The sequence below is a fragment of the Bacillus sp. m3-13 genome (assembly GCF_000175075.1).
Classification (GTDB): Bacteria; Bacillota; Bacilli; order Bacillales; family Bacillaceae_I; genus Sutcliffiella_A; species Sutcliffiella_A horikoshii_C.
Genome location: NZ_ACPC01000045.1, coordinates 54,633 through 76,076, shown reverse-complemented (window position 1 = coordinate 76,076; position 21,444 = coordinate 54,633). Strand labels below are relative to the sequence as shown.

Annotated in this window: 25 protein-coding genes, 1 pseudogene and 2 riboswitches; of the genes and pseudogenes, 15 read left to right on the top strand and 11 right to left on the bottom strand. The window is 38.1% G+C overall.

The features are described from left to right. Window positions 1-305 precede the first annotated feature (305 nt). The 7 genes from M313_RS0118390 (at window position 306) to M313_RS0118360 (ending at window position 4,610) form a co-directional block, all read left to right on the top strand. Complete coding sequence (locus tag M313_RS0118390) at window positions 306-743, top strand: DUF6376 family protein (protein WP_010198633.1); 438 nt, start codon at window positions 306-308, stop codon at window positions 741-743. A gap of 27 nt (window positions 744-770) precedes the next feature. Continuing rightward, the gene (locus M313_RS0118385; protein ID WP_010198630.1) at window positions 771-1,412 is read left to right on the top strand and encodes a serine/threonine protein kinase; all 642 of its coding nucleotides are present in this window, start codon (window positions 771-773) and stop codon (window positions 1,410-1,412) included. A 110-nt stretch (window positions 1,413-1,522) separates the two neighbouring features. Then, entirely contained in the window at window positions 1,523-2,047 is a 525-nt protein-coding gene (locus M313_RS0118380) for an RNA polymerase sigma factor (RefSeq protein WP_010198627.1), read from the top strand. Next, the gene (locus M313_RS0118375) at window positions 2,040-2,804 is read left to right on the top strand and encodes a DUF4825 domain-containing protein (RefSeq protein ID WP_010198622.1); all 765 of its coding nucleotides are present in this window, start codon (window positions 2,040-2,042) and stop codon (window positions 2,802-2,804) included. The genes M313_RS0118380 and M313_RS0118375 overlap by 8 nt, the downstream gene beginning before the upstream one ends. A gap of 175 nt (window positions 2,805-2,979) precedes the next feature. Then, window positions 2,980-3,129, top strand: coding sequence for a hypothetical protein (locus M313_RS26185; protein ID WP_010198621.1), 150 nt, complete (start codon window positions 2,980-2,982; stop codon window positions 3,127-3,129). Between the two features lie 196 nt (window positions 3,130-3,325). Continuing rightward, complete coding sequence (locus tag M313_RS0118365; protein ID WP_010198619.1) at window positions 3,326-3,961, top strand: FMN-dependent NADH-azoreductase; 636 nt, start codon at window positions 3,326-3,328, stop codon at window positions 3,959-3,961. A 169-nt stretch (window positions 3,962-4,130) separates the two neighbouring features. After that, window positions 4,131-4,610, top strand: a complete 480-nt coding sequence (locus M313_RS0118360; protein ID WP_010198618.1) for a hypothetical protein — start codon at window positions 4,131-4,133, stop codon at window positions 4,608-4,610. Window positions 4,611-4,649: 39 nt separating this feature from the next. Here M313_RS0118360 and M313_RS0118355 read toward each other — a convergent pair whose 3' ends face one another. Both M313_RS0118355 and M313_RS0118350 read right to left on the bottom strand, forming a co-directional pair. Beyond that, window positions 4,650-5,972 carry a TrkH family potassium uptake protein gene (locus tag M313_RS0118355; protein ID WP_010198617.1) on the bottom strand — a complete coding sequence of 441 codons (1,323 nt, stop codon included), beginning with the start codon at window positions 5,970-5,972 and terminating at the stop codon, window positions 4,650-4,652. 2 nt (window positions 5,973-5,974) lie between these two features. Further along, window positions 5,975-6,631: a potassium channel family protein gene (locus M313_RS0118350; protein ID WP_010198616.1), complete on the bottom strand. Its 657-nt coding sequence runs from the start codon at window positions 6,629-6,631 to the stop codon at window positions 5,975-5,977. A gap of 101 nt (window positions 6,632-6,732) precedes the next feature. Next, window positions 6,733-6,881: riboswitch (cyclic di-AMP (ydaO/yuaA leader) on the bottom strand. A gap of 363 nt (window positions 6,882-7,244) precedes the next feature. Between M313_RS0118350 and M313_RS0118345 the strand changes: the two genes are divergently transcribed. Further along, window positions 7,245-7,778: a TVP38/TMEM64 family protein gene (locus tag M313_RS0118345; RefSeq protein ID WP_157182508.1), complete on the top strand. Its 534-nt coding sequence runs from the start codon at window positions 7,245-7,247 to the stop codon at window positions 7,776-7,778. A gap of 591 nt (window positions 7,779-8,369) precedes the next feature. On the opposite strand, the gene M313_RS24035 is transcribed toward M313_RS0118345, so the two are convergent. Then, on the bottom strand, window positions 8,370-8,735 hold the full coding sequence (locus M313_RS24035; protein ID WP_010198613.1) for a hypothetical protein: 366 nt from the start codon (window positions 8,733-8,735) through the stop codon (window positions 8,370-8,372). A 156-nt stretch (window positions 8,736-8,891) separates the two neighbouring features. Between M313_RS24035 and M313_RS26485 the strand changes: the two genes are divergently transcribed. The 6 genes and pseudogenes from M313_RS26485 (at window position 8,892) to M313_RS0118315 (ending at window position 14,124) form a co-directional block, all read left to right on the top strand. Further along, a complete protein-coding gene (locus tag M313_RS26485) occupies window positions 8,892-9,302 on the top strand; it encodes a DUF3784 domain-containing protein (RefSeq protein WP_010198607.1) in 411 nt (136 codons plus the stop codon). Between the two features lie 7 nt (window positions 9,303-9,309). Continuing rightward, window positions 9,310-9,624, top strand: coding sequence for a PH domain-containing protein (locus M313_RS26480; protein ID WP_010198606.1), 315 nt, complete (start codon window positions 9,310-9,312; stop codon window positions 9,622-9,624). A 39-nt stretch (window positions 9,625-9,663) separates the two neighbouring features. Further along, window positions 9,664-10,617 (top strand): calcium/sodium antiporter, encoded by a 954-nt coding sequence (locus M313_RS0118330; RefSeq protein ID WP_010198605.1) that lies wholly within the window; start codon window positions 9,664-9,666, stop codon window positions 10,615-10,617. Between the two features lie 12 nt (window positions 10,618-10,629). Then, window positions 10,630-11,443: pseudogene (locus tag M313_RS24025) on the top strand (undecaprenyl-diphosphate phosphatase). A gap of 567 nt (window positions 11,444-12,010) precedes the next feature. Further along, window positions 12,011-12,559, top strand: a complete 549-nt coding sequence (locus M313_RS0118320; protein WP_010198068.1) for a tyrosine-type recombinase/integrase — start codon at window positions 12,011-12,013, stop codon at window positions 12,557-12,559. 11 nt (window positions 12,560-12,570) lie between these two features. Beyond that, complete coding sequence (locus M313_RS0118315) at window positions 12,571-14,124, top strand: potassium/proton antiporter (protein WP_010198066.1); 1,554 nt, start codon at window positions 12,571-12,573, stop codon at window positions 14,122-14,124. Window positions 14,125-14,150: 26 nt separating this feature from the next. Here the strand turns inward: M313_RS0118315 and M313_RS24020 are convergent, their stop codons facing one another. The 4 genes from M313_RS24020 to M313_RS0118295 form a co-directional block, all read right to left on the bottom strand. Then, window positions 14,151-14,705 (bottom strand): CBO0543 family protein, encoded by a 555-nt coding sequence (locus M313_RS24020; RefSeq protein WP_010198064.1) that lies wholly within the window; start codon window positions 14,703-14,705, stop codon window positions 14,151-14,153. 228 nt (window positions 14,706-14,933) lie between these two features. Then, window positions 14,934-15,263, bottom strand: a complete 330-nt coding sequence (locus M313_RS0118305) for a hypothetical protein (protein ID WP_010198589.1) — start codon at window positions 15,261-15,263, stop codon at window positions 14,934-14,936. Between the two features lie 190 nt (window positions 15,264-15,453). Beyond that, window positions 15,454-16,983 (bottom strand): NCS2 family permease, encoded by a 1,530-nt coding sequence (locus M313_RS0118300; RefSeq protein WP_010198587.1) that lies wholly within the window; start codon window positions 16,981-16,983, stop codon window positions 15,454-15,456. Window positions 16,984-17,001: 18 nt separating this feature from the next. Further along, complete coding sequence (locus tag M313_RS0118295; protein WP_010198585.1) at window positions 17,002-17,595, bottom strand: xanthine phosphoribosyltransferase; 594 nt, start codon at window positions 17,593-17,595, stop codon at window positions 17,002-17,004. Window positions 17,596-17,719: 124 nt separating this feature from the next. Continuing rightward, a riboswitch (purine riboswitch) is annotated at window positions 17,720-17,821 on the bottom strand. Between the two features lie 300 nt (window positions 17,822-18,121). Here M313_RS0118295 and M313_RS0118290 point away from each other — a divergent pair. Beyond that, a complete protein-coding gene (locus M313_RS0118290) occupies window positions 18,122-19,075 on the top strand; it encodes a hypothetical protein (protein WP_029326590.1) in 954 nt (317 codons plus the stop codon). Window positions 19,076-19,150: 75 nt separating this feature from the next. Here the strand turns inward: M313_RS0118290 and M313_RS0118285 are convergent, their stop codons facing one another. From M313_RS0118285 to M313_RS0118270, 4 genes are all read right to left on the bottom strand, one after another. Further along, window positions 19,151-19,345: a hypothetical protein gene (locus tag M313_RS0118285; protein ID WP_010198581.1), complete on the bottom strand. Its 195-nt coding sequence runs from the start codon at window positions 19,343-19,345 to the stop codon at window positions 19,151-19,153. Between the two features lie 222 nt (window positions 19,346-19,567). Next, the gene (locus M313_RS0118280) at window positions 19,568-20,236 is read right to left on the bottom strand and encodes a hypothetical protein (protein WP_010198579.1); all 669 of its coding nucleotides are present in this window, start codon (window positions 20,234-20,236) and stop codon (window positions 19,568-19,570) included. A gap of 61 nt (window positions 20,237-20,297) precedes the next feature. Next, window positions 20,298-20,708 (bottom strand): hypothetical protein, encoded by a 411-nt coding sequence (locus tag M313_RS0118275; protein ID WP_010198577.1) that lies wholly within the window; start codon window positions 20,706-20,708, stop codon window positions 20,298-20,300. A gap of 304 nt (window positions 20,709-21,012) precedes the next feature. Next, on the bottom strand, window positions 21,013-21,366 hold the full coding sequence (locus M313_RS0118270) for a hypothetical protein (RefSeq protein ID WP_010198574.1): 354 nt from the start codon (window positions 21,364-21,366) through the stop codon (window positions 21,013-21,015). Window positions 21,367-21,444: the final 78 nt, after the last annotated feature.

Below are 21,444 nucleotides of genomic sequence, written 5' to 3'. Positions count from 1 at the left end.
CTTTTCAGCAAAGTCGTCATTACGGGACACGATGTCCTCGGCTTTGTTGGCAACAATACGTTGTTAGCGAGACCTTTGTCAGCTTCATTAGTCTGGCAAAGGTCTGTAGAATATTCAGAGACCTTTCGCCATTATGGTGAAAGGTCTTTTTCTTTTGGATAAAAAAATAAGGAGGTCATATCGATGATTAAGAAATTTATTAAAGCATTAGTGTTGAAAAAGGGAGTGACCCTGGCAAAGAAAAAGGTCTTGCCGGTTGTAATGAAAGAAGTAAAAAAACGAATGAAGAAATAGGAGGAATTTATATGCGTAAAATTATCATTACATTTACTTTGTTATCATCTATTCTATTAAGCGGTTGTTCTGTTTTGGAAGAAGTCAATAGTTCATTGGAATATGTCAATGAAGCAACAGAGCATATTGATACTTGGAAGGATTTTGGAGCGGAAGCACCACAAATGATCCAAGAAGCAGCTGCAGATGCCAATGCCAAGGAAGAATTGGAAACAAGATTAAATGAAATGCTTGTGGAAATAGAAGAGTTTAATAACACGGACGCACCAGCTATAGCAGAAAGCGTTCATCAGCAGATTGTAGATAAAAATCAAGCAATAAAAGATGTTATTGAAAATGCTATGGTGGACGGGGAAGTGGCGCTAGAAAAGCTGCAAGATTCGGAGCTATACACATTAATAAATGAAGTGACGACTATGATGAACCTATTGGAGGAATTAGGTTCTTAATGTTTTAAGGAGAGTAGGGGATGCCAGATGAGGGGAACTGCAGAAAGAGACACAACATATCAGCAGCTTGCAGAATCTGTTGTTTTTAAGAGAACTAATAAAAACGTTGTAGTAGAATCTTTCAATGACAAGCAATTAACTATAGCTGGATCTGGACGAAGTGCGTATGTTTTTAAGCTTCATAATACAAAAAGAGTGCTGAAAGTGTTCTATCCTCCCTTTGAACATCTAGCCAAGAGAGAAGCGAAGATATATAAAAAGTTAGAGGGCATTACTTATTTCCCTGTGATGCATGCCTCAGGAGAAAACTATATTGTTATTGATTATATTGAAGGGTTCACCCTTTTTGAATGTTTAGTGATGGGAAAACGTATTGATGAAAAAGTGTTGAATGAAGTAGATCATGCGATTTTATTAGCAAAGAGCAGAGGGCTTAATCCCTCAGATATCCATCTTCATAATATACTGATCACCATAGATGGAAATGTGAAACTCATTGATGTTGTGCGTTTCGAACAGGTTAAACAGTGCAATCAATGGGATGATTTAAAACGGGGTTATTATAAATTTTACAAAAAGAAGATATTCCCAAGAAAATTGCCTTCAAAGTTCTTATTGTTGATTGCCTACTTTTATAAAAGAAACCTACTAAATAGATTTGTCACATAAGTAAGGGCCGTTCCTGGTAATAAGGAAGGGCTCTTTTTCTATTTAAACTGCGATAAAATGAAAAAGGATTCGTCTATACATATAGAGACTGCAAAAAACGGGGGAAAAGGATGTCCAATAAACAAGTCATTTCGGAATGGTTTTATTTATATAGTGATGATATTTATCAATTTCTATTTTACCGATTAAATTCCAAGCATCATGATGTAGAGGATTTAGTACAGGAAGTGTTTATCCGTGCATTGAAAAGCCTGGATCGCTATAAAGGGGAAGCTTCACCCAAAACATGGCTTTATAGCATTGCAAGGAATATTGCTATTGATGCCCACAGAAAAAAGAAACGCGATAAATGGAAATGGCTGTTGCAGGTTGAAAGTGGAACAGTTCCTGAGAGCACGGGAAAAGATACACCGGAGCAATTATTCTTTGTCTCAGAAGAACAAAAGAAATTATTAAACGCGATCCGGAGTTTAAAGGAATCTTATCAGGAAGTGCTCATCATGAGAAGTATTAAAGAGTTATCTGTACAAGAAACCGCAGCGGCCCTGGGCTGGAATGAAAATAAGGTTCGTTCCACGCTCCATCGTGCAAAATCAGCCCTGCAAAAAAAGTTGGGAGGGAATGTAGTTGAGTAAAGAATTGGATAAAAAGCTTCAAACATTGCCCAAGCCAAAACTAAGAGAAGAAACGAAGGATGTTTTACATCAAGCCATAATGGACCATAACGAAGGAGCGGCGCGTGTAGAATGGTTGCCGAAATTAAAATCGGCAGCATTGTTGACGGTCAGTATCCTTGCAATAGCATTATTCTCCTTTATCCTATTCACAGGTAACGAAGGGGAAGCTCCAAGATCCTCTGCGCCGGAGGAGAAATATTATGAGAATTATGTTTCTTACTTAGAATCTATCGAGGTGTATGACCAAATAGATGCTGACAAGGCATATATTGGCAACAATAGTGTGCTCGGCAAATATCACGGTCAAGTTTTGCCTGGTAAACACTATGCGAATGGAATGGAACTTCAAACAGACGAAGAACAGCCAATGGGAATCCACATGCACTATAAAGTGACAGAAGAGACGTCCGCTAAAGGTTTTGAGAAAGAAGTATTTCATGTTTCCAACCTTCCATTGACCATCACGTTTAATGCTACCGCATATTTTACATTTTTCACAAATGGAGACTATGTGACATTCGATATTGATTATTATGGAGAAAATAGAAAATATACAATAACTAGATCCCAAATGGAAGATTTATATGGACGAGACGTAAATGAGTTTGCAAAAGATCAAACTTTATGGAAGCAAGAAGTTTTGGAAAAGACACTCCAAGATGAAGAAAAGGTCCAAGATTTTATGGAGAAAATAAGGGTGCAAAAAGGTGAGTAATACAAGTATAAAAGAGCAACTGTGTAAAGCAGTTGCTCTTTCTTAAATCGTTCCAGAAAATAATTAGAAATAATGGTTTATTTTTCTTTTTATCCCAAAACCATCTATCAAAACCTAGAATAAAATAGTACAATAGTTGTGTAAACTAACCATACTATTGTAGGGGGTGTTGTAAATGGAAGGAAAGCCAAATCATTATGATGGCAGTGTTCAAGCTGATATAAAAGAAAAAGTAACCGGAGATTTGAATGAGTCATTTGTACTAACTGACGATATGAGAAAGAATATCGGTGGTAATCCCTATATCCTACATAATGAAGAATAAAAGCTTTTCCAAAAGATTTGACAGGGATTAATGTCAGGTCTTTTTTTTTCGTGTGAGCAATTTACTTGCAAAATAGCTTAAGATTCAATATTATTATCTCGAATTAATAATAATTTAATTCAAGATAGTTGGTAAGTTATGCCTTTTGGTAGCACACTAAAAAAAACTAATTCAAACAAGAGAGGAAAGATACAACATGGCTAAAGTTTTATACATCACTGCACATCCACATGATGACACACTATCCTACAGCATGGCAGTAGGAAAGGCTTTTATTGACACATACAAAGAGGCGAACCCATCAGATGAAATAGTTCATGTCGATCTTTACAAAGAACATATTCCGCATATTGATGCAGATGTTTTCAGCGGTTGGGGTAAATTGCAAACAGGCAAAGGATTTGAAGAGCTTTCTGAAGAAGAGAAGGGAAAAGTTAGCCGTCTGTCCGAGTTAACAGAACAGTTTATCGGAGCTGATAAGTATGTGTTTGTAACACCACTTTGGAACTTCTCTTTCCCACCTGTAATGAAAGCATATTTAGATTCAGTAGCTGTTGCAGGTAAAACGTTCAAGTACACAGCTGAAGGTCCAGTTGGATTATTGACTGACAAGAAAGCAATCCATATCCAGGCTCGCGGAGGCATTTATTCAGAAGGTCCAGCGGCCGGCATGGAAATGGGACATCGCTACTTAACTGTGCTTATGCAATTCTTCGGGGTGCCATCTTTTGAAGGGTTGTTTGTAGAAGGTCATGCAGCAATGCCTGATAAAGCAGATGAAATTAAAGCGGACGCGATTGCGCGTGCGAAAGATAAAGCACATACATTTTAATAATATTGTTTAAGCAACTGATTAACCGGGTGGCTGGTAAGCTACCCGGTGTTATTTCAAATTTTCCCATCCACAAAAATTCTCCAAACCTAAACCAACGTTCCTTTCCTTCAATCAATGCAAATGCTATAATGTATCGAAAAGAATCTATACATAACATGGAGGCAATATGCTAACTTTTGAACAAAAGCTTGAAATTATAGAATCATTCCCGCAACTCACAAGAAAAGACGTATCTCTTAAACGGGTAAACTTCCAATATGAAGATAGTCAAAGCGATAAGAAAAATGTAGTCTATCACTTGCATCCAAATGGCAATGGGTTTGTTTATGCCAAAGGAGTCAAAGGCTATAAGACTGACGATAAAGGCATGGTAAATATTCGTGAGTTTGGTGAAGAAGAACTGCGTGAACTGATCAATAAGTCCATTGAGTTACTAGGACGAGACTATGAAGTGGAGACAGACCTTGAAACAGAAGCATTTGAGGAAGAACGTTGGGCAAATGATGAAGGACACTCTTTACATGTGGTTCAAGAAGACGATATGTGGAATGTGTATGCTGGCAAAAATTTAGATGGAACATTTCCTTCCTATAATGAAGCAAAGCAGTACTTGATGGAAGAAGGATTCCGTAAGCGATATTATTAAACAATTAAGGCTCCCCATTACAAAGGGGAGCCTTAACATTTATCCTGTAAGCAGGTCCTCGTTTGGATATCGTACCTTTGACAGTTTTGGTTTTGCTAAGGAATAGGCCAATGTCAAAGGTCCCAGTTTTCCAAGCAACATGATGAAAACAATAACGCATTTTCCGATGTCTGTTAAATTTCCGGTAATCCCCATGGATAATCCAACCGTACCAAATGCGGAAATCACTTCAAATAATAATAAAAGAAAGTCTGCTTGTTCGGTTATCGTTAAGATGAACAAAGAGAAGAAAATAAATAAAATACTAATGGTTGAAATCGCAAGAGCTTTTACTACATAGTTTTGGTGTATCGAACGATTGAAAATGACTATTTCACGCTTGCCCTTTATGAAAGTGTTCACAGCTAATATGATGATAATAAATGTTGTTAATTTAATTCCCCCACCTGTTGAAGTACTTCCTGCTCCTATAAACATAAGCAGAAGCGTCCACATAATGGAGGAGGTTTCCATGGCCCCGATATCAATCGTGTTAAAGCCGGCGGTTCGAGTGGTAACCGCTTGGAAATAGGCGGCCCATATTTTTTCGATGAAAGTAAAGTTTCCTAGAGTGCTAGGGTTAAAGTATTCCAAAACAAAAAATACAAACATGGCAAGTATATTGATCCCCAATGTTCCGAATAGCATAATCTTTGTATGAAGGGTAAGTCTGCGAAACTCTTTTGTGTACCACAGATCTGTCAACACTGTAAACCCTATCCCCCCGATGATGAAAAGAAAAGAAATCACAATGTTTACAACAGGATCACCCACATATTGCATCAAGCTATCTGACCAAATGGAAAAACCGGCATTGTTGAAGGCGGAAATGGCGTGAAAGACACTAAAGTAAAAACCGTCCCACCATCCATATTCAGGAATCCATCGATAGGACAGCAGTAATACGGCAATTCCTTCAATTAGGAAAGAGAATATAATAATTCTTCTGACCAGTAAGATGATTCCCCCGACGGATGTTTGGTTGAGTGCCTGTTGTAATATCAACCTTTCCTGAAAGCCAATTTTTTTGCCTAACATAATAAAAATCAATACTGCGAATGTCATGATACCAATTCCGCCTACTTGTATAAGAAACAAGATGACAATTTGGCCAAACAAAGTATATGCTGTTCCAGTATCCACTACAGCAAGCCCTGTCACTGTCATTGCAGAGGTAGCAGTAAATAGGGCATCAACCAGTGTGATGGATTCAGTAGTGGAAACCGGCAATTTCAATAATAACGTCCCTAATAATCCGAAAAAAATGAATACAACAATTAAAAGCTGCGGCGGACTTAGTTTAATAAAAGGACGGCGCCACATGGTTAGATACCCACATCTTCAAATCGATGAATGTCTTCGTTACGACCGAGAATTATCAGTAAATCCCCCTCACGAATAACTTCATCTGCTGCAGGGGAGATAATAATATCACCGTCTCTTTGTATCCCAATAAGTGTACAACCGAATTTTGCGCGTAGATCCAAATCGGTCAAGCTTTTATTACTTACTTTTTTTGATGCAAAAAGCTCGGCAATACTATGGTTGTTGGATAATTCGATATAGTCGAAGATTTTATCTGAAACGACATGGTGGGCAACTCTTTTGGCCATATCTCGCTCTGGCTGGATGATTCTGTCCACGCCGATTTTCTCCAATACTTTTTGGTGGTATTTATTAGTAGCTTTTACCCACACTTGTTTGATTCCCATTTCCTTTAGAAGCAGGCTTGTAAGAATACTTGATTCAATGTCATCCCCCATAGATACAATTGCATGATCGAAATTGCGGATACCCAAGGAGTTAAGTGTAGCTTCGTCTGTTGCGTTGGCCTGAACAGCATGTGTGGCATATTCACTTATTTTGTTAATGTTGTCTTCGTCTTTGTCGATGGCGAGTACTTCTACACCCAGTGTGGAGAACTCTTCTACGATGCTGCCTCCGAAACGGCCCAATCCAATGACAACAAATTGCTTCTTCATGTTTATTCCTTCTCTCTTGAAAAATAGGTGAGGGTTTTGAAAAAAATCAGAAAGAGACCATCTTTGCAACTCAAAGAATGGTCTCTTTTATAACGATCAGACCCTTCTCTCAATACGCTTACGAGGTTAGCTGTCGGGTTAGAGGATGAGAGTCCTCTTCGTATAAGTACGATTCACCCCTAGATATGCCGAAATTATCAGGATATCAATATGGTTCCCCCGCTCTGTAAAGATTAAGCAATAGGTTAAAATGTATAGAATGATGATACTTAATTTACTCCCCTTTTTTCACTTCGTCAATAGATAATTTGTAAAAAACATGTAAAGCGTTTTCAACTTAATCTATGGAAGAAAAATGTCCTTATCAAAAAATAATTAACACGGAGAGTGTAAGATAGTACTTTATTAAGATAAAATTGCTATAATTAGTTAAGAGACTTTAGGATCTGGCAGGGGGGGAGCATTCATACACACTCAAAAAATTTGGAGGATATTAACCTTCATACTGGTAGTATGTTCATTAGTTTGGGTTGTTCAAACAGAGTGGTTTTCCATTTTTAAAAGTGGCGATATTGAACAAATTCAAATGATGTTAGAAGAGGAAATATATTTCTTGTTATTACTGACCTTCTCCTTAATGCTAATCCAAAACTTGTTCACACTCATACCGATTGTAGGGATAATAGTTATTAATATTGCCTTGTTTGGACTGGTATGCGGATATATATGGAGTCTAGCTACAAGCTTGATTGGCGCACTTGTCGCTTTCGTCGTATTTCGGTATTGGTTCCAATCGCTCCTTATCAACAAGGTGAAAAAATCATATCTAGAAAAGTTGGAACAGAATGGTGTTTTTTTCGTTTTATTATTGCGATTGATCCCATTTGTTCCATCTAGCTTAATAAATATAACGGGTGGGGTGAGTTCCATCAGGTTAATGCCCTTTCTGACAGCTACCTTTATCGGAAATGCACTTTATTTATTATTACTAAGTTTTGTAGCTAACGGGTTATTATCAGCAGACATTGAGGGCTATATGCTCGTTGCATTATTGATTGCAATATTGCCGAGTATTTATCTGTACCGATATCTTAAACAGAAAAGCGGTTTAGCAGAAAATGAGAAAAGAAAAGTAAGAGGCGGCTAAAAAAAGACCGGGCAATTTCGCCCGGTCTTTTTGTCTAAGGATAAGAAAGTATAAAATACTGGTGATTTCCGTTCCAGGCGCTTCGCTTGCCTGCGGGCGGTCCGTGAGCCTCCTCACTCCGTTGCGGGGTCTCACCTGTCCCTTCCTCCCGCGGGCGTCTGCGCGCCTTCAACTCCAATCAACAAGGTGACTTCATTCACTAAAGGGTTTGTGTAATGGCATCTACCCGGTTTAACTGATAAAGAATTAACGTTAGTTTTCGTGATTTTCAGCTGTGGATTGGAGCAAATGGCGGAGACTCCTGTGGGGGATTAGCGACAATGTTGAGACCCCGCAGGGCGTAGCCCGAGGAGGCTCAAGGTCGCCCCGTGGAAAGCGAAGCCGTTTGCGGAAATCAACAGCGGTGTCTTAAAAAAATCTAACATCAAAGACTTTTTCAGTGGCCTACAGCGAAGCGAGGAGGCTCAAGGTCGCCCCACGGAAAGCGCAGCCATTTGCGGAAAGGAACGGCGGCGATAAACAAATAACAGAGGTTTTTACTTTTAAAGAACCTGGCGAAAATTCCGCCAGGTTCTTGTTTTGTTTTATCGGTTATTCGTTCCGCCTAACTTTGCGCTGGTAGAAAATAAAGATAGGTAGTGGGATGATAATCCATCCAAAACTCTTAATCAATGTATTCCATGCCATTTCTCTGTTCCGTTCTTTCTCTTGAGAGACGACTGTGTTATATTCGGCAAGCAATTCGTCGTCATCAATTTCTGGCTGAGAAATCGGTTTGCCTGATTCATCATATTTTGTTTTGTTGGCGATTTTCATCTCCTTATATTCGCTATAAGTTTGATAATAGCTAGAAGGGGAAACAATATCTGCAATTGCCATGAATGCTGCGACACTTCCTCCAATGGTCATCATTAAGGTCATAAACAATATTACATAATAATAGACTACTCGTATCATACTAATGCTCCTTTCTAATCAATAATGGAAGACCTTCCTAAGAACCTCACGAAATCATGATTTAGGGCTACTAATAAGATATTTCGAAAATGAAACTTATAGAATTGAAAAAACGTAAGAATAGAAAAGAGTGAAGAGGGAAAGGAGGTATTATAAATGTTGTTATTATTTTTTATACAACTCACAGTGGTGCTGATCTTTTTATTGATTGGATGGGCTATCGTAAAAAAGGAGGCATATGGGCTGATATCTAGTTTTCGTTCTCGTCCTAAAGAAGAGCAAGAAGAATTGATTCAAAATGGCTATCCGCAAAAAACAGGAAAGCTCCTCATTGGGACAGCCATCGTCTTATTAATCATGCTTCCTTTATTATTTACTTCTTTCCCCTATGCTATGGAAGTTCAAATAGGGGTAATGGTAGTCCTGTTGTTTGGGGGATTCATATATCTTTCCAAATATGAGGTGCCAAAAAAACGTAAAAAAAGCTACATCATTAGTACTTCTATTGCTGTTGTCACATTTTGGTTTTTTATTTGTCGTTTCTTACTTAGGTTTTCAAGAGGCTGAATTAACTTTGAGGGAAAATTCATTTGAGATAAGTGGAGTTTATGGTGATGAATGGAGGTTTGAAGACATCACACAAGTCGACCTAGTGGAGGAAATGCCGGAAGTGTATTTACGTACAAATGGATATGGAATGCAATCCATCTCTAAAGGGCACTTTAAGGTCAAGGATTATGGAAGCAGTCTGCTGTTTATATATAAGGGAAATTCGCCTTATTTATTAATAAAAACAAATGATGATACTATCTTCATTAACTCAAAAGATGCAGAAAAAACAAAAGATTGGTATTATCAATTGGTAGAGCAGTCAAGTGAAGCAGAATAGCATTAAATCTTTAATTTTCCAAGAAGGGAACATTAAATTATGACCTATTTATTATTGGTTGTTGGATTCGCATTGTTGATTAAAGGGGCGGATTGGTTTGTGGATGGTGCTTCTAGCATCGCCAAGATCCTTCGTATTTCCCCATTGTTAATTGGTTTGACCATAGTAGCATTTGGAACAAGTTCGCCGGAAGCGACAGTAAGTATTCTGGCTGCGTTAGATGGGAACGCAGAAGTTTCACTGGGAAATGTTATTGGTAGTAATATCTTTAATATTACCCTAGTAGTTGGACTAACGGCTCTATTGAATCCATTAAAGGTGGAGAGCGAAACAATCAGAAAGGAAATACCTTTCACCTTATTAGGAAGTGCAGTGCTACTTGTGTTAATTAGCGATATTGCGCTACAAGGTTTTTCTGAAAATTTGCTTACTAGAAGTGATGGGTTAATCTTTCTATTGATTTTCGCTGTGTTTATGTATTATATTTTTGAAGTCGCAAGAAATAATCGGGATAAGATTCCTGTAGAAGAAACTTCAGAGAAAGTAACTTGGGGAAAGAACATTTTTTGGACGGTCATCGGGCTAGCTGCCATCATATTCGGTGGAGAATTAGTAGTAAGAAATAGTACAGAGATTGCTGTATCATTGGGTATGAGTGAAACACTTGTCGGATTGACGATTGTAGCAATAGGAACCTCCCTGCCAGAACTTGTTACATCAATTATGGCAGCCGTCAAGAAACAAAGTGAAATTGCCCTGGGTAATATCGTAGGTAGTAATATTTTCAATATTTTATTTGTATTGGGAACGGCCTCACTAATAACTCCACTACCTGTAAATAGCAAAATATTTGTGGATATTGGTTTGTTAGTAGTGTTAACGGTGATTCTCTTAGTGTTTTCAAGAACAAATTTCCGAATTGGGAAAATAGAAGGAACCTTTTTGGCTATAGCTTACGTCTTATATTTAGTATTTATCATTTTAAGAAACTGAGGTTTAATTGGTATGGAAGAAATTTTGATTTTATTGAAGTACATATTCCTTGGAATTTTCCAGGGGATTACTGAACCAATTCCTGTCTCTTCAAGTGGTCATGTAATGATCTTGCAAAGACTCATGGGAATGGATCTCGAAGGGTTAACATTCGAGATAGTTGTAAATGCAGCATCCTTAATTGCCATCCTTATTATTTATCGTGAATCAATAGCGAGACTTTTCTTCGGGGCATTAAGATTTGTGGCGAAAAAAAGATAAGGAAGACAAAGCAGATTTCATGTTTGTAATTTATCTTATTATCGGAACGATCCCTGCAGGAGTTATTGGGGGTGTTTATGGTGATGTAATATCAGAGGCGCTTGATAATATTAAAGTTATCGGTGTTACTTTGATTGTTACAGGTATTGCACTCTGGTTGATTCGTAACTTAAGAGGTAGAAAGAATGATGCAGAACTTTCCTTCAAGGACGCAATTATTGTAGGGTTGGCACAGGCTGTGGCCTTGATTCCTGGGATAAGCCGTTCTGGTGCAACAATTGTTGCTGCAATGGCTCGAGGAATGAAACAGGAGACAGCACTGAGATTCTCTTTCCTACTTTTTATTCCTGTAAGTGTTGGGAGCATCCTGTTGGCAATTAAAGATCTTATCGGCATGGATAATGTGAATGAAATCCTTTTACCATATTCCTTGGCATTTATCGCTTCTCTTATTGCTTCTTATTTTTCTTTAAAATGGTTTATGGGAATAATGGCAAGAGGTAATTTGATTTATTTCTCCATATATTGCTTCATTGTCGGAACGCTAGTAGTACTCTTTTTATAATACTTTTTACAAAACACCACTTTTCCAGTGGTGTTTTTTTAAAGGAATAAGAAAGCATAGAATCCGGTTGATTTCCGTTACAGGCGCTTCGCTTGCCTGCGGGCGCTTCGCTTGCCTGCGGGCGGTCCGTGAGCCTCCTCAGGCAAGCCTTCCGGGGTCTCACCTGTCCCTTCCTCCCGATGGCGTCTGCGCGCCTTCCACTCCAATCAACAAGGTTACTTCATTTAATCAATGGTTTATGAAAAGCAATTTAACTGTTTTAACTGAATAAGCATTTACGTATCGTTTATGCGATATTCAGCTGTGGATTGGAGCAAATTGCGTAGACTCCAGCGGGGAAGTAACGGTAGCTTGAGACCCCTGAAGCGTTGTGAGGAGGCTCAAGCACCGTCCCGCGGAAAGCGAAGCCATTTGCGGAAAGGAACAGCGGCGAATAACCAATAACTAATGTTGTATGCTAAAGAAGGACCGGAATTTTCTCCTAATATATCTTAATAAGCATATTATTAAAATGTTACATATATATATGTTATAATAGAGTTAAGTAACATTAAGGAGGAGAATCTTATGGAATATGTCGAGGCTTTAAAAGATCGCAAATTCATCCGCGACATTAAAGAATATTTAAAAAATTACTCCTTAAGAGATTACTTGTTTTTTGTAATGGGAATCAACATGGGGTTAAGACTTAGTGAACTTCTGCATGTTAAAGTCGAAGATGTGACACTGGATGGAAAAGTAAATGACTATTACCAATTGGAAAATGGGCATTTTATTTATATGAATAAACATGTCAAACAAGCGATAGCGGACTATCTTGACAAAAGAACCCTTGAGCCAGAGGATTACCTTTTCAAATCCCAAAAGTGCAGTTCACCGATTACAAGGCAACAAGCATACCGCATCATTAATAAAGCAGCGAAAGAAGTAGGTGTGCCTGGTAAAGTGGGTACTCATACTTTGCGCAAAACCTTCGGCTACCATGCCTATAGAAGCGGTGTTGCAGTTGCTCTTCTCCAAAAACATTTTAACCACACTTCACCTTCGGAAACACTCCGTTATCTTGGAATAGACAAGCATGAAAAATTATCTGTAAGAATCGATGTCAATTTATAAGGGGGGATAAGATGATACAAGGTGCATTCAATGTTGATTATTTTATTTTACTTACCGCATTTCTTCTGATTGTTGGAGTCATAACAACAAAATTCTCATCAAAACTAGGTGTTCCAGCCCTTGTATTGTTCATAATTGTTGGTATGATGGCAGGCAGTGATGGACTTGGTTTCATCTACTTTGATAATGTAAAGTATGCTCAATTAATCGGTATTTTTGCTCTCGTGATTATCTTATTTGAAGGCGGTTTGCAAACAAAATGGGGAACAGTTCGCAAGGTTGTCAAACCTTCTTTATCATTGGCTACTCTTGGGGTAATCCTGACTTCTGCACTGGTTGCAGTATCTGCCAAACTTATTCTCGATGTGTCTTGGTTAGAAGCATTCCTGTTTGGAGCCATCGTTGGATCAACAGATGCAGCAGCAGTTTTTGCCGTATTAAAAGGACAGAACATTAAAGCACGGATGGGGGCAACTCTTGAAGCAGAATCCGGTACGAATGATCCTATGGCAGTGTTTTTGACATTATCTTTTATTGAATTGCTAACTGCCTCCAATCCCAGTTACATAGGGTTTATCGGAAGTTTCTTCTGGCAGATGGGAATTGGTTTGCTGTTGGGATTAGGTCTTGGTAAGCTGGCTTCCTATTCCATTAATAAGATAAACCTCGACTCCTCTGGTCTATATCCTGTCTTTGCCATGGCATTCGCCCTTTTAACTTACAGTATCGCAGCACTGATGGGTGCAAGCGGACTATTAGCGGTGTATGTGGCAGCATTAATAATAGGGAACAATGAACTTACCTATAGACAGTCGATTTTCAGATTTAATGAAGGGTTTGCATGGATGATGCAGATTCTTATGTTTATCATATTGGGATTACTGGTCTTCCCAGGACAGTTGTTCCAGTGGGATATTATGCTTAAGGGATTGTTATTATCTGTAATTTTGATAGTTGTAGCTAGACCTATAGCCGTATTCCTCTCCACATTAGGCATGGATTTCAGTATCAAAGAAAAAGTGTTTCTTTCATGGGCGGGTCTACGAGGAGCTGTACCGATCGTTCTCGCTACATTTCCAATGATTGCCGGCATTCCTAATGCACAACTGTTCTTTAACGTTGTATTCTTCGTAGTCTTGACATCGACTCTTGTTCAAGGATCTACCATTACGATGCTTGCAAAAAAATTAGATCTCACTGGGCCAAAGAAGATAGCACCTATACATTCTTTAGAGTTAGTTTCCATTGGGAAAGCAAATGCAGAAATAATTGAGTTCCAAGTAGAAGAGGATCTGGATATGGTCGGAAAAACACTTGCTGAGTTGGAATTCCCTGATAAGACACTTATTAATGCCATCATTAGAGCAGGAATTCTTGTGACACCATCTGGTGATACTGTCATTAAGGATAAGGATTTCTTGTATATACTAACATCAAGAGAAAGTAAACTTGCTTTAGAAGAGTTCCTCAAAAAGAAAAAAGAGGCTGAGCCTATTATGGATGGGGAAGAAACTGAAGTAGAAGAAGATACCAATAATAAAGAAGAGATAAAAGAAACCGTTTAAAAAACTAGGATAGCCTTATGGTTATCCTAGTTTTTTGGTAGGATAGAACGACAAATTTTTTCGGTAATACATTTCAGAATGTAAGCAATCATTATATATAAAGGCACAGAGTAAAATTTACTCCAGTGAAATGGGATATAAAGACCGAGTTTTTGAGCAACCGGTTCTGCAATCAATGAGGCGCCAACAGCCAAAACAATATTTGCGTAAAGAAATCCCTTACCTTTTTGAAAATATTGATAGAGAAGCATATAAGTAATGGGGATGAGACAATAGTCAAATACATATGATTTAGGTAAAAAGGGACTGAGGTTGTACGTGTACCCCCAAAGTCCAAGTTCATACCCCAAGCCGTCCAGGTTGGATGCGACAATAATCCAAAGCAGTCCGTATATGGTGATTCTAGGGAGGTGTTTTGATTTTTTTAGCTTCCAAAATACTGTCCAGCATATTATGAATGTAGCTACCATGATCCACCACTGCCAGGAGAAAACGACATGTTCCACCCAAAAATTCACATGGGATTGAACCGAAGATTGATTTTTATTAAAAACTTCTATGTATTGTTCCTTAATGGACATAAAGAGCCTGCTCTCATTGTATTGGATATAAGTAGTTTTTCTATTTTATTAAAAATGATACCTCGTTTTGTTTCGAGTCACCCTTTCTATTTCTTTTTTGAAATATATAAAAAAGACTGTTTTCTGATACTTGTTACTAAACCCGTATAACCAACAAGTATGAAGAAAAGAGCCTTATTTAAGCCTTCCCGACTACTAATGAAGTGGGAGGTTTTTTCTACTTACTATTTATTGGCCACTAATTTGTGTGCCTTGCCATCCACCGAAACCAGGACCGCCACCGAAGCCAGGACCGCCACCGAAGCCAGGACCGCCGCCGAAGCCAGGACCGCCACCGAAGCCAGGACCGCCACCGAAACCAAAGCCTGGATAACCGCCAAATCCTCCACCATAGCCGAAATTATTAAAAAGAGCACTGCCAAGTAAACCTCCTGCAATCCCTCCTAATAAGGGGAATCCAAAGCCAAAACCTCCAAATCCAGGTCCAGGTCTACCACCATATCCTGGTCCAATAGAGCGTTGTCCACGATGTCCATGCCATTGTTGTTGTAAAAGCATTTCTTTTCCTCCTATCTATGCCTACTTTGTATTGTATGTTCATTCGTCCAGAACTCGTGGGCGAATGTCTTAAGAGACGGAAAATTAGTAAATCATTAGCGGTTGTTAAGAGCAAATAGAAAAAGAACCAAGAAGTATCTCCTGGTTCCTCAATGTTTAAATATTAAATATATTATTTAGAGTATCAAGTTTAAGAAGCTACTTGCCTCTTAACAGCAACTTTGTGATCAGTCTCTGTAACCGTACTTGAAGCACGTTGGTATGCACAATAAACTAAAAATACTGCAATTAACACATACCCAATCGCAAAATCAGGAGCTGCGTTCACTGCAAGCTTAGGAGCATGCATGAAACCAACGAAAGATAAGAAGGAACCAATTAGAGCAAAATAAGAAGCACGACGATAATCCTGGTCGATAATATAAACAGTAATTGCACCGAGTACAATTGCAGTAAACATAGCTCCTTGGCCAAGAGGGACAATACCTTCGGATATGCCGGCTACGACTTCACCTGCACTGTTATTAAAGCGTGTCATTACATAGTTAGCGAAATAAGGTAGCATGGCAATTGCAACGGCCGGGAAGTATTTTTTATCATTAGATCCAAAGGCTGTTGCCACCATGGAGATTCCCACAAACACTAATATGGGTGCAACTGCAGCAAGCGGAATGATGGCTGCAAGGGCTGCAATAACTCCTGTCATGGCTGCAAGACCGAATACAATTGCATTTAAAATACTATATCCTCTACCGGCACCCATCCATTTTGAGCCTACTGTTGCAATGTATACAGTTGTAGGGAAGAGGCCACCAAAAACCGCCCCAAGCATTGTTCCAACCCCATCCACTGCCTGACATTCACGAACATCATATGAGTCGCCTTCCGCAGACATGGCATCTACATTATTCATCGTTTCAATGGCATTGTACAACGTAATAGGAAGGATGATTGCAAGTAAACCAATTAGTGTTCCAAACAGGTACGTCATCCCTTCAAAAGCGGCAAAAGTTGGCAAAATTGGATAAAATCCAATGTTTTTCAAACCATCTGTTATTTGAGAGGGAGATTGATAACCTAAAGTGAAAGCTAAAACTGTACCGATAATAACCGCAAACAGGGAAGCTGGAATTTTGAAAGGCATGGCCATTTTTCCTACCACCCCAGCAATAATAATCACTAAAGCGACTAACCCCACTACCGGAATGGAGAAAGTATTGAAAAGCATTTCACCTGCAATAAAGGTGAGAGCAACACCAGCTAATGCTCCAAGCATTGCAGCGCGAGGCAGATGATTTCTTACCCAGTTTCCTGTAAAGCTTACAAGAGTTTCAATCAATCCGCTCAAAAACGCAGCAGCTACAGCAATTTTCCAGGCAAGTTCCGGGTTACCTGTTAATGCATTAGCTGGAGCCAATACACCAAACAGGAAGACAAACATAACTGGGGTGCTTATTCCGTATGAGAGGGCAGTGACATCCGTTCTTCCCTCTTTTTGTGCAAGTCGGTTTGCCATAAATGCATAGTATAGATTCCCGACCATAACAGCAACGGCGGCACCAGGTATTACTTTACCGAATACGATGCTTGCAGGAAATCCCATACCTAGCATTGTTACGGCGATGATGACGAAGTTTGCCAAGTTGTTTTGAAAAAGAGCGAAGAATGCATCTGTATCTTCTTTTTTATACCATGGATAATGTACAGTAGTAGCTTTCATAAGATGACCTCCATAAGGTTAATTGGTGACGCTGATCTGTTCTTGTAGAAAGGTTATTTGGCCGTCTTGTAGCGACTTGACTCTGGCTAGTGATTCTACACGATATCCTTTGTCCTCTAGAATCTGTCGACCAGGTTGGAAGGTTTTTTCAATGACAATACCAATACCTGCAACAGAGGCACCAGCTTGTTTCACTACATCTATCAATCCTTGCGCAGCCTGTCCGTTAGCCAAAAAATCATCAATGATCAACACTCTATCGTTTTCAGCTAAGAATTCCTTTGCCACCGTGATTTCACTTGTTTCTTGTTTAGTAAAAGAGAAAACCTGGCTAGTATAAACGTTATCTTTCAAAGTCAGGGATTTCTTTTTTCTTGCAAATATAAGGGGAACATCAAGTGTATGAGCGGCGAAAAAACTTGGTGCAATTCCTGACGACTCAATGGTTATTACTTTATTAATGTTGGAATCAGTAAACCGTTCTGCAAATTCTTTTCCTATCTCAATCATCAGCCCAGTATCAATTTGATGGTTTAAGAAAGTATTAACTTTTAGAACCCCGTTTGGTAATACCGTCCCTTTTTCAAGAATGGTTTGTTGTAGTAATTTCATGTTTGTTCCTCCTCCTGAAAATAAAAAAATCCCGAAAGTTGTAAGCGGCACAAGATCTACAAGTGACCACTTTAAACTTTCGGGAATGCAAATAATCGACCCAGGTGGTTGAACCTAAGTACGGGAAAATTAAAGTATCACTCGTAGTCAAGCCATTTACGGTAGCTTGGTAGAGACTTGTAGGCCATATTCCCACTATTATACGAGTTATTTATTATATTGTTTGGATTATGAAGTGATTATAAAGGAAAAAGCACTTTTTGAAAAGGGTTTTTGGAGAAAAACACGAATAAAAAAATAAAAAAGTTAATATGGATTCGGAAAATGTATGAATATGAAGATGTCACTGAATTAAAATTACTTCCTTCTTATGAAAATGGGCAACTAAAATAGCGAATGATTGTACGGAAATCCAAACAACTTTCCCAATAGCCCTCTTAAACTATTTGCCTTAAAATGGAATTAGGGCTATAGAACTATATTTTCTTTATTTTTATGTTTTGCAGTTATGGAACAGGAGGTAAGGATGTTGAAACGAATACTTATGCTCATTTCATTGTCAGGTCTAGTATTTCTCGTTGGTTACTCTACTTATGAATATACCAGTTTTACGATAGTGAATTCAGAAAGCGGGATTACAGGCTTTATTCAAGAACACCTAGCGGATTTGGAGACGAGGCCGTTGTTATTGGAAACGTATCCAATTGAATATACCAATAAGGTGCTTGCTACATTTGAGCATAATGAAAAGGAATTGGGAGCAGTTATTTTTCAAAAAGGTTTATACGGGAAATTGAAACCTGAAAAAGTACTGCTTGATCGGTCCTTTTATTCTGAAATTATTGATACGAAAAAGGGAACTTTCATCCTATTCATTGGAGAGAATAAACAAACTTCCATACAGACCATCGAAACAGATATCGTTAGCAGGGGGGAGAGAGTAAAGTTAGCCGTCCCACCTCAAAAATATTTTTCAAGGATCAGGAAAATTGATCATGTCTCAAAAATTGAGTCAGAACCTAACTATATATATAGAACATTGAAAGGAGCCATATCTGGGGCCGCTGATAATATGGATGGGATGGAGTTGATGTTCGTGGACGAAGACCATCAATCCTTTCTAATCTATTCTAAAGAGGACTCTATATTAAAAACAGTCCTGGGCGTTTATCAATATAATGATCATGGCTTTGAAGTAACCGGAATGGAGAAACCTAACTTCTATTCGATGAAGGAAGAAAAAGATTTTTGCTTCGAAGAAAAAAATGTGAAAGCAGACGATACGGAGCATACATATATTCATGGATTAGTACCGAAAAAAGAAGAAATTCAAAAAGTGGTTCTAGAAGTGCAAAGGAAAGAGGAAGTAATTTACCAAATTTCAAGTAATGTGGTCGAAAACCAATTCCTTTTACATGTATCTTTACCGGAGCTCCCAGATGGGCATGGAAAGCTTATTAAAAAAATTTCATTTGTATGATAAAGAAGGCAAATATGTACGTACAGAGTTGAAAGCTAGCTGATTTGCTGGCTTTTGGCTTTCACAGGAATCGGCCTAACTTTTTATTGGTTCATCCGTTGTGGAAATATGTTTATAAACGGAGATGTTTTGAAGTATACTCACAACCATAAGTATGAACATCATCCAAAAGTACCCGATGTCTTGAATTACAAATGCAATTACGGATGCCACAAGCATAAGAAAGCTTGCCATAATACTGATCACAAAAACAATTTTACTCAGACTCAAAGTTACATCTCCTCCTTAACTATAGAAGTATAACATAGTAAATAGTATTGGGTACCTTTATACCCATGTTTAGGGTAAGGTATGTTTGTAATTATACAATAAAATTGGTAATTTCATCATTACAGTTATGTAAAATATTCGCAAAACGAAATATTCTACATCTTGGACGATAATTTAATGGGAAAAGTTGCCCAATTAATTTAAAAATGAAAGATAAAATTCTTATCTTTCATTAATATTTACTAACTTATGAACGTCTTTTAATACTTCGTCTTCCACTTCATGCCTTATCCATCCTACATTTGGTGCAAAAGCTGAATTGCCTTTGCGTATAGTATTTCCTTCCTTGTCTTTCTCTTCAAAATCTATAATAATACAATCTTTAAAAGTCTTTGCCGGAGTTTTTATCTCAGCATCAACTTCCCTTATGTGATAACTGATCTCAAGATCAAAATCCTCGATTCGTTCTGTCCATGTATTGCTGGCCTCCAATGGATAGGCTATTATTTTTGTCTTTGGGAATTTCTTAATATCTTCAGCAGTCCATTCAGAAGGAAATTCCTCAGACAATACGATATATCCATATATACCATTTTTCGTTTCTTCATAAAAATTACTTGTTTCTGATATATCAGATGAAGATTGGGCAGCCTCCAAGTCTACGATGGTCCTCACTTCCACAATATCACTATCGTCAACTTGACGATACAATACTCTATAGTCTGTATGCCCTTTTTCTTCTATATAGCGTCGGAAGGAGTAATCTCCTGAAGTTGGTAATAGTGGAACTGGGGCTTCTGCATTTCCTTGGCTTCCTTCGTTTTCTGTTCCACACCCAGTTGAAATTAGGGTGCAAAATGCAATAAAAAGAATAACAAGTACATTTCTCAATCCAACCCCTCCTTGAAAGGTTAAAGTTGAAGATAGTGTACCCATTATTCCATTTTTATAATTAATCTATTCCGAGCATTTCCAGAAATGGTGCGAAATCTTCACTGAAGTAATAAAACATAGGTTGATCTTTCTCGTTGAAGATTAGTATATAAGGCTTTTCTGCATCTGGAAAAATAAAAATGACTTGTTTGACAGGCTGCTTAAATACTTTTGTTTCAACATCTTCAGCTGGATCAAAAATCACCTTAATCATAAACCCTGTTTTTGGAGTAGGGTTAAGTTTTGGAAAGAGGGAGTCTGTACTTTTTACAAGTTTTAGGGCTTCTGCCTTGTTTTTCTCATCCAAAGGAATGGATTTTATTACCTTACCTTGTGTAACATCAAAGACTTCTATTGGAAGCGGCTGTGCAGAAAAGGTTATGGGAAAAGCTACACAGAAGAGCAATAGAAGCAAAATTACCTTCCTCATTTTTATCACCTCTCTTCTAGTATGAAGCAAAAGAAGTGAATTCATGAGGTAGTTTAGTCTTCGTGACCGAGAAAACGATACCCAATGTATAGAATTAGTATACAGCCTAAGGTAATCAAGATTAAATCATAACCGACGCAAGAAGATTGTAGACATAGTTCCCCCATATAAATCCTCCCAATTACAATTTTTTTACTATATGAAAAAGAAGGTAAGTTTATGCTTTATCTATTGAAGTAAGCGGTTACATAAAAGGGTGTTGAAAAGTCGAACGGAGGCTGTTGCTCTTGTTCGACTTTCTTGTTCATTCCACTTTTTCTTTTTCGTCTTGAATCTTTTCTTTCAATAACGTTACAGCCTCTTCCTTGTCATAGGTGAACAGAATCATATCGTTGGTAAGGTATCCTGTATATTCAAACACTATATAAGCGGGAGTATTTTCAATATTGTAATCTGGATACTTCTCCGCTGCCTCATCTAATCCGATGACTACGTCACTGTCCTTTAAGATCATTTCGATATCTTCAATTTCTGACAGTGATTCATCTTCTTTTTGTTCGACCACTTCAATATAAGAAAAACGATCCGGAATGTGTGCAGGCATACCGCAGGCTGTTAGAAAAAGGAGGAATAAGGATAGAATAAAGATTTTCTTCATTTATCAGCACCTCCATTCCTTTTATTATTCGACATAATTAGTGAAAACCCTTTTCTGAATTTAGTGCTTTTCGTGGAC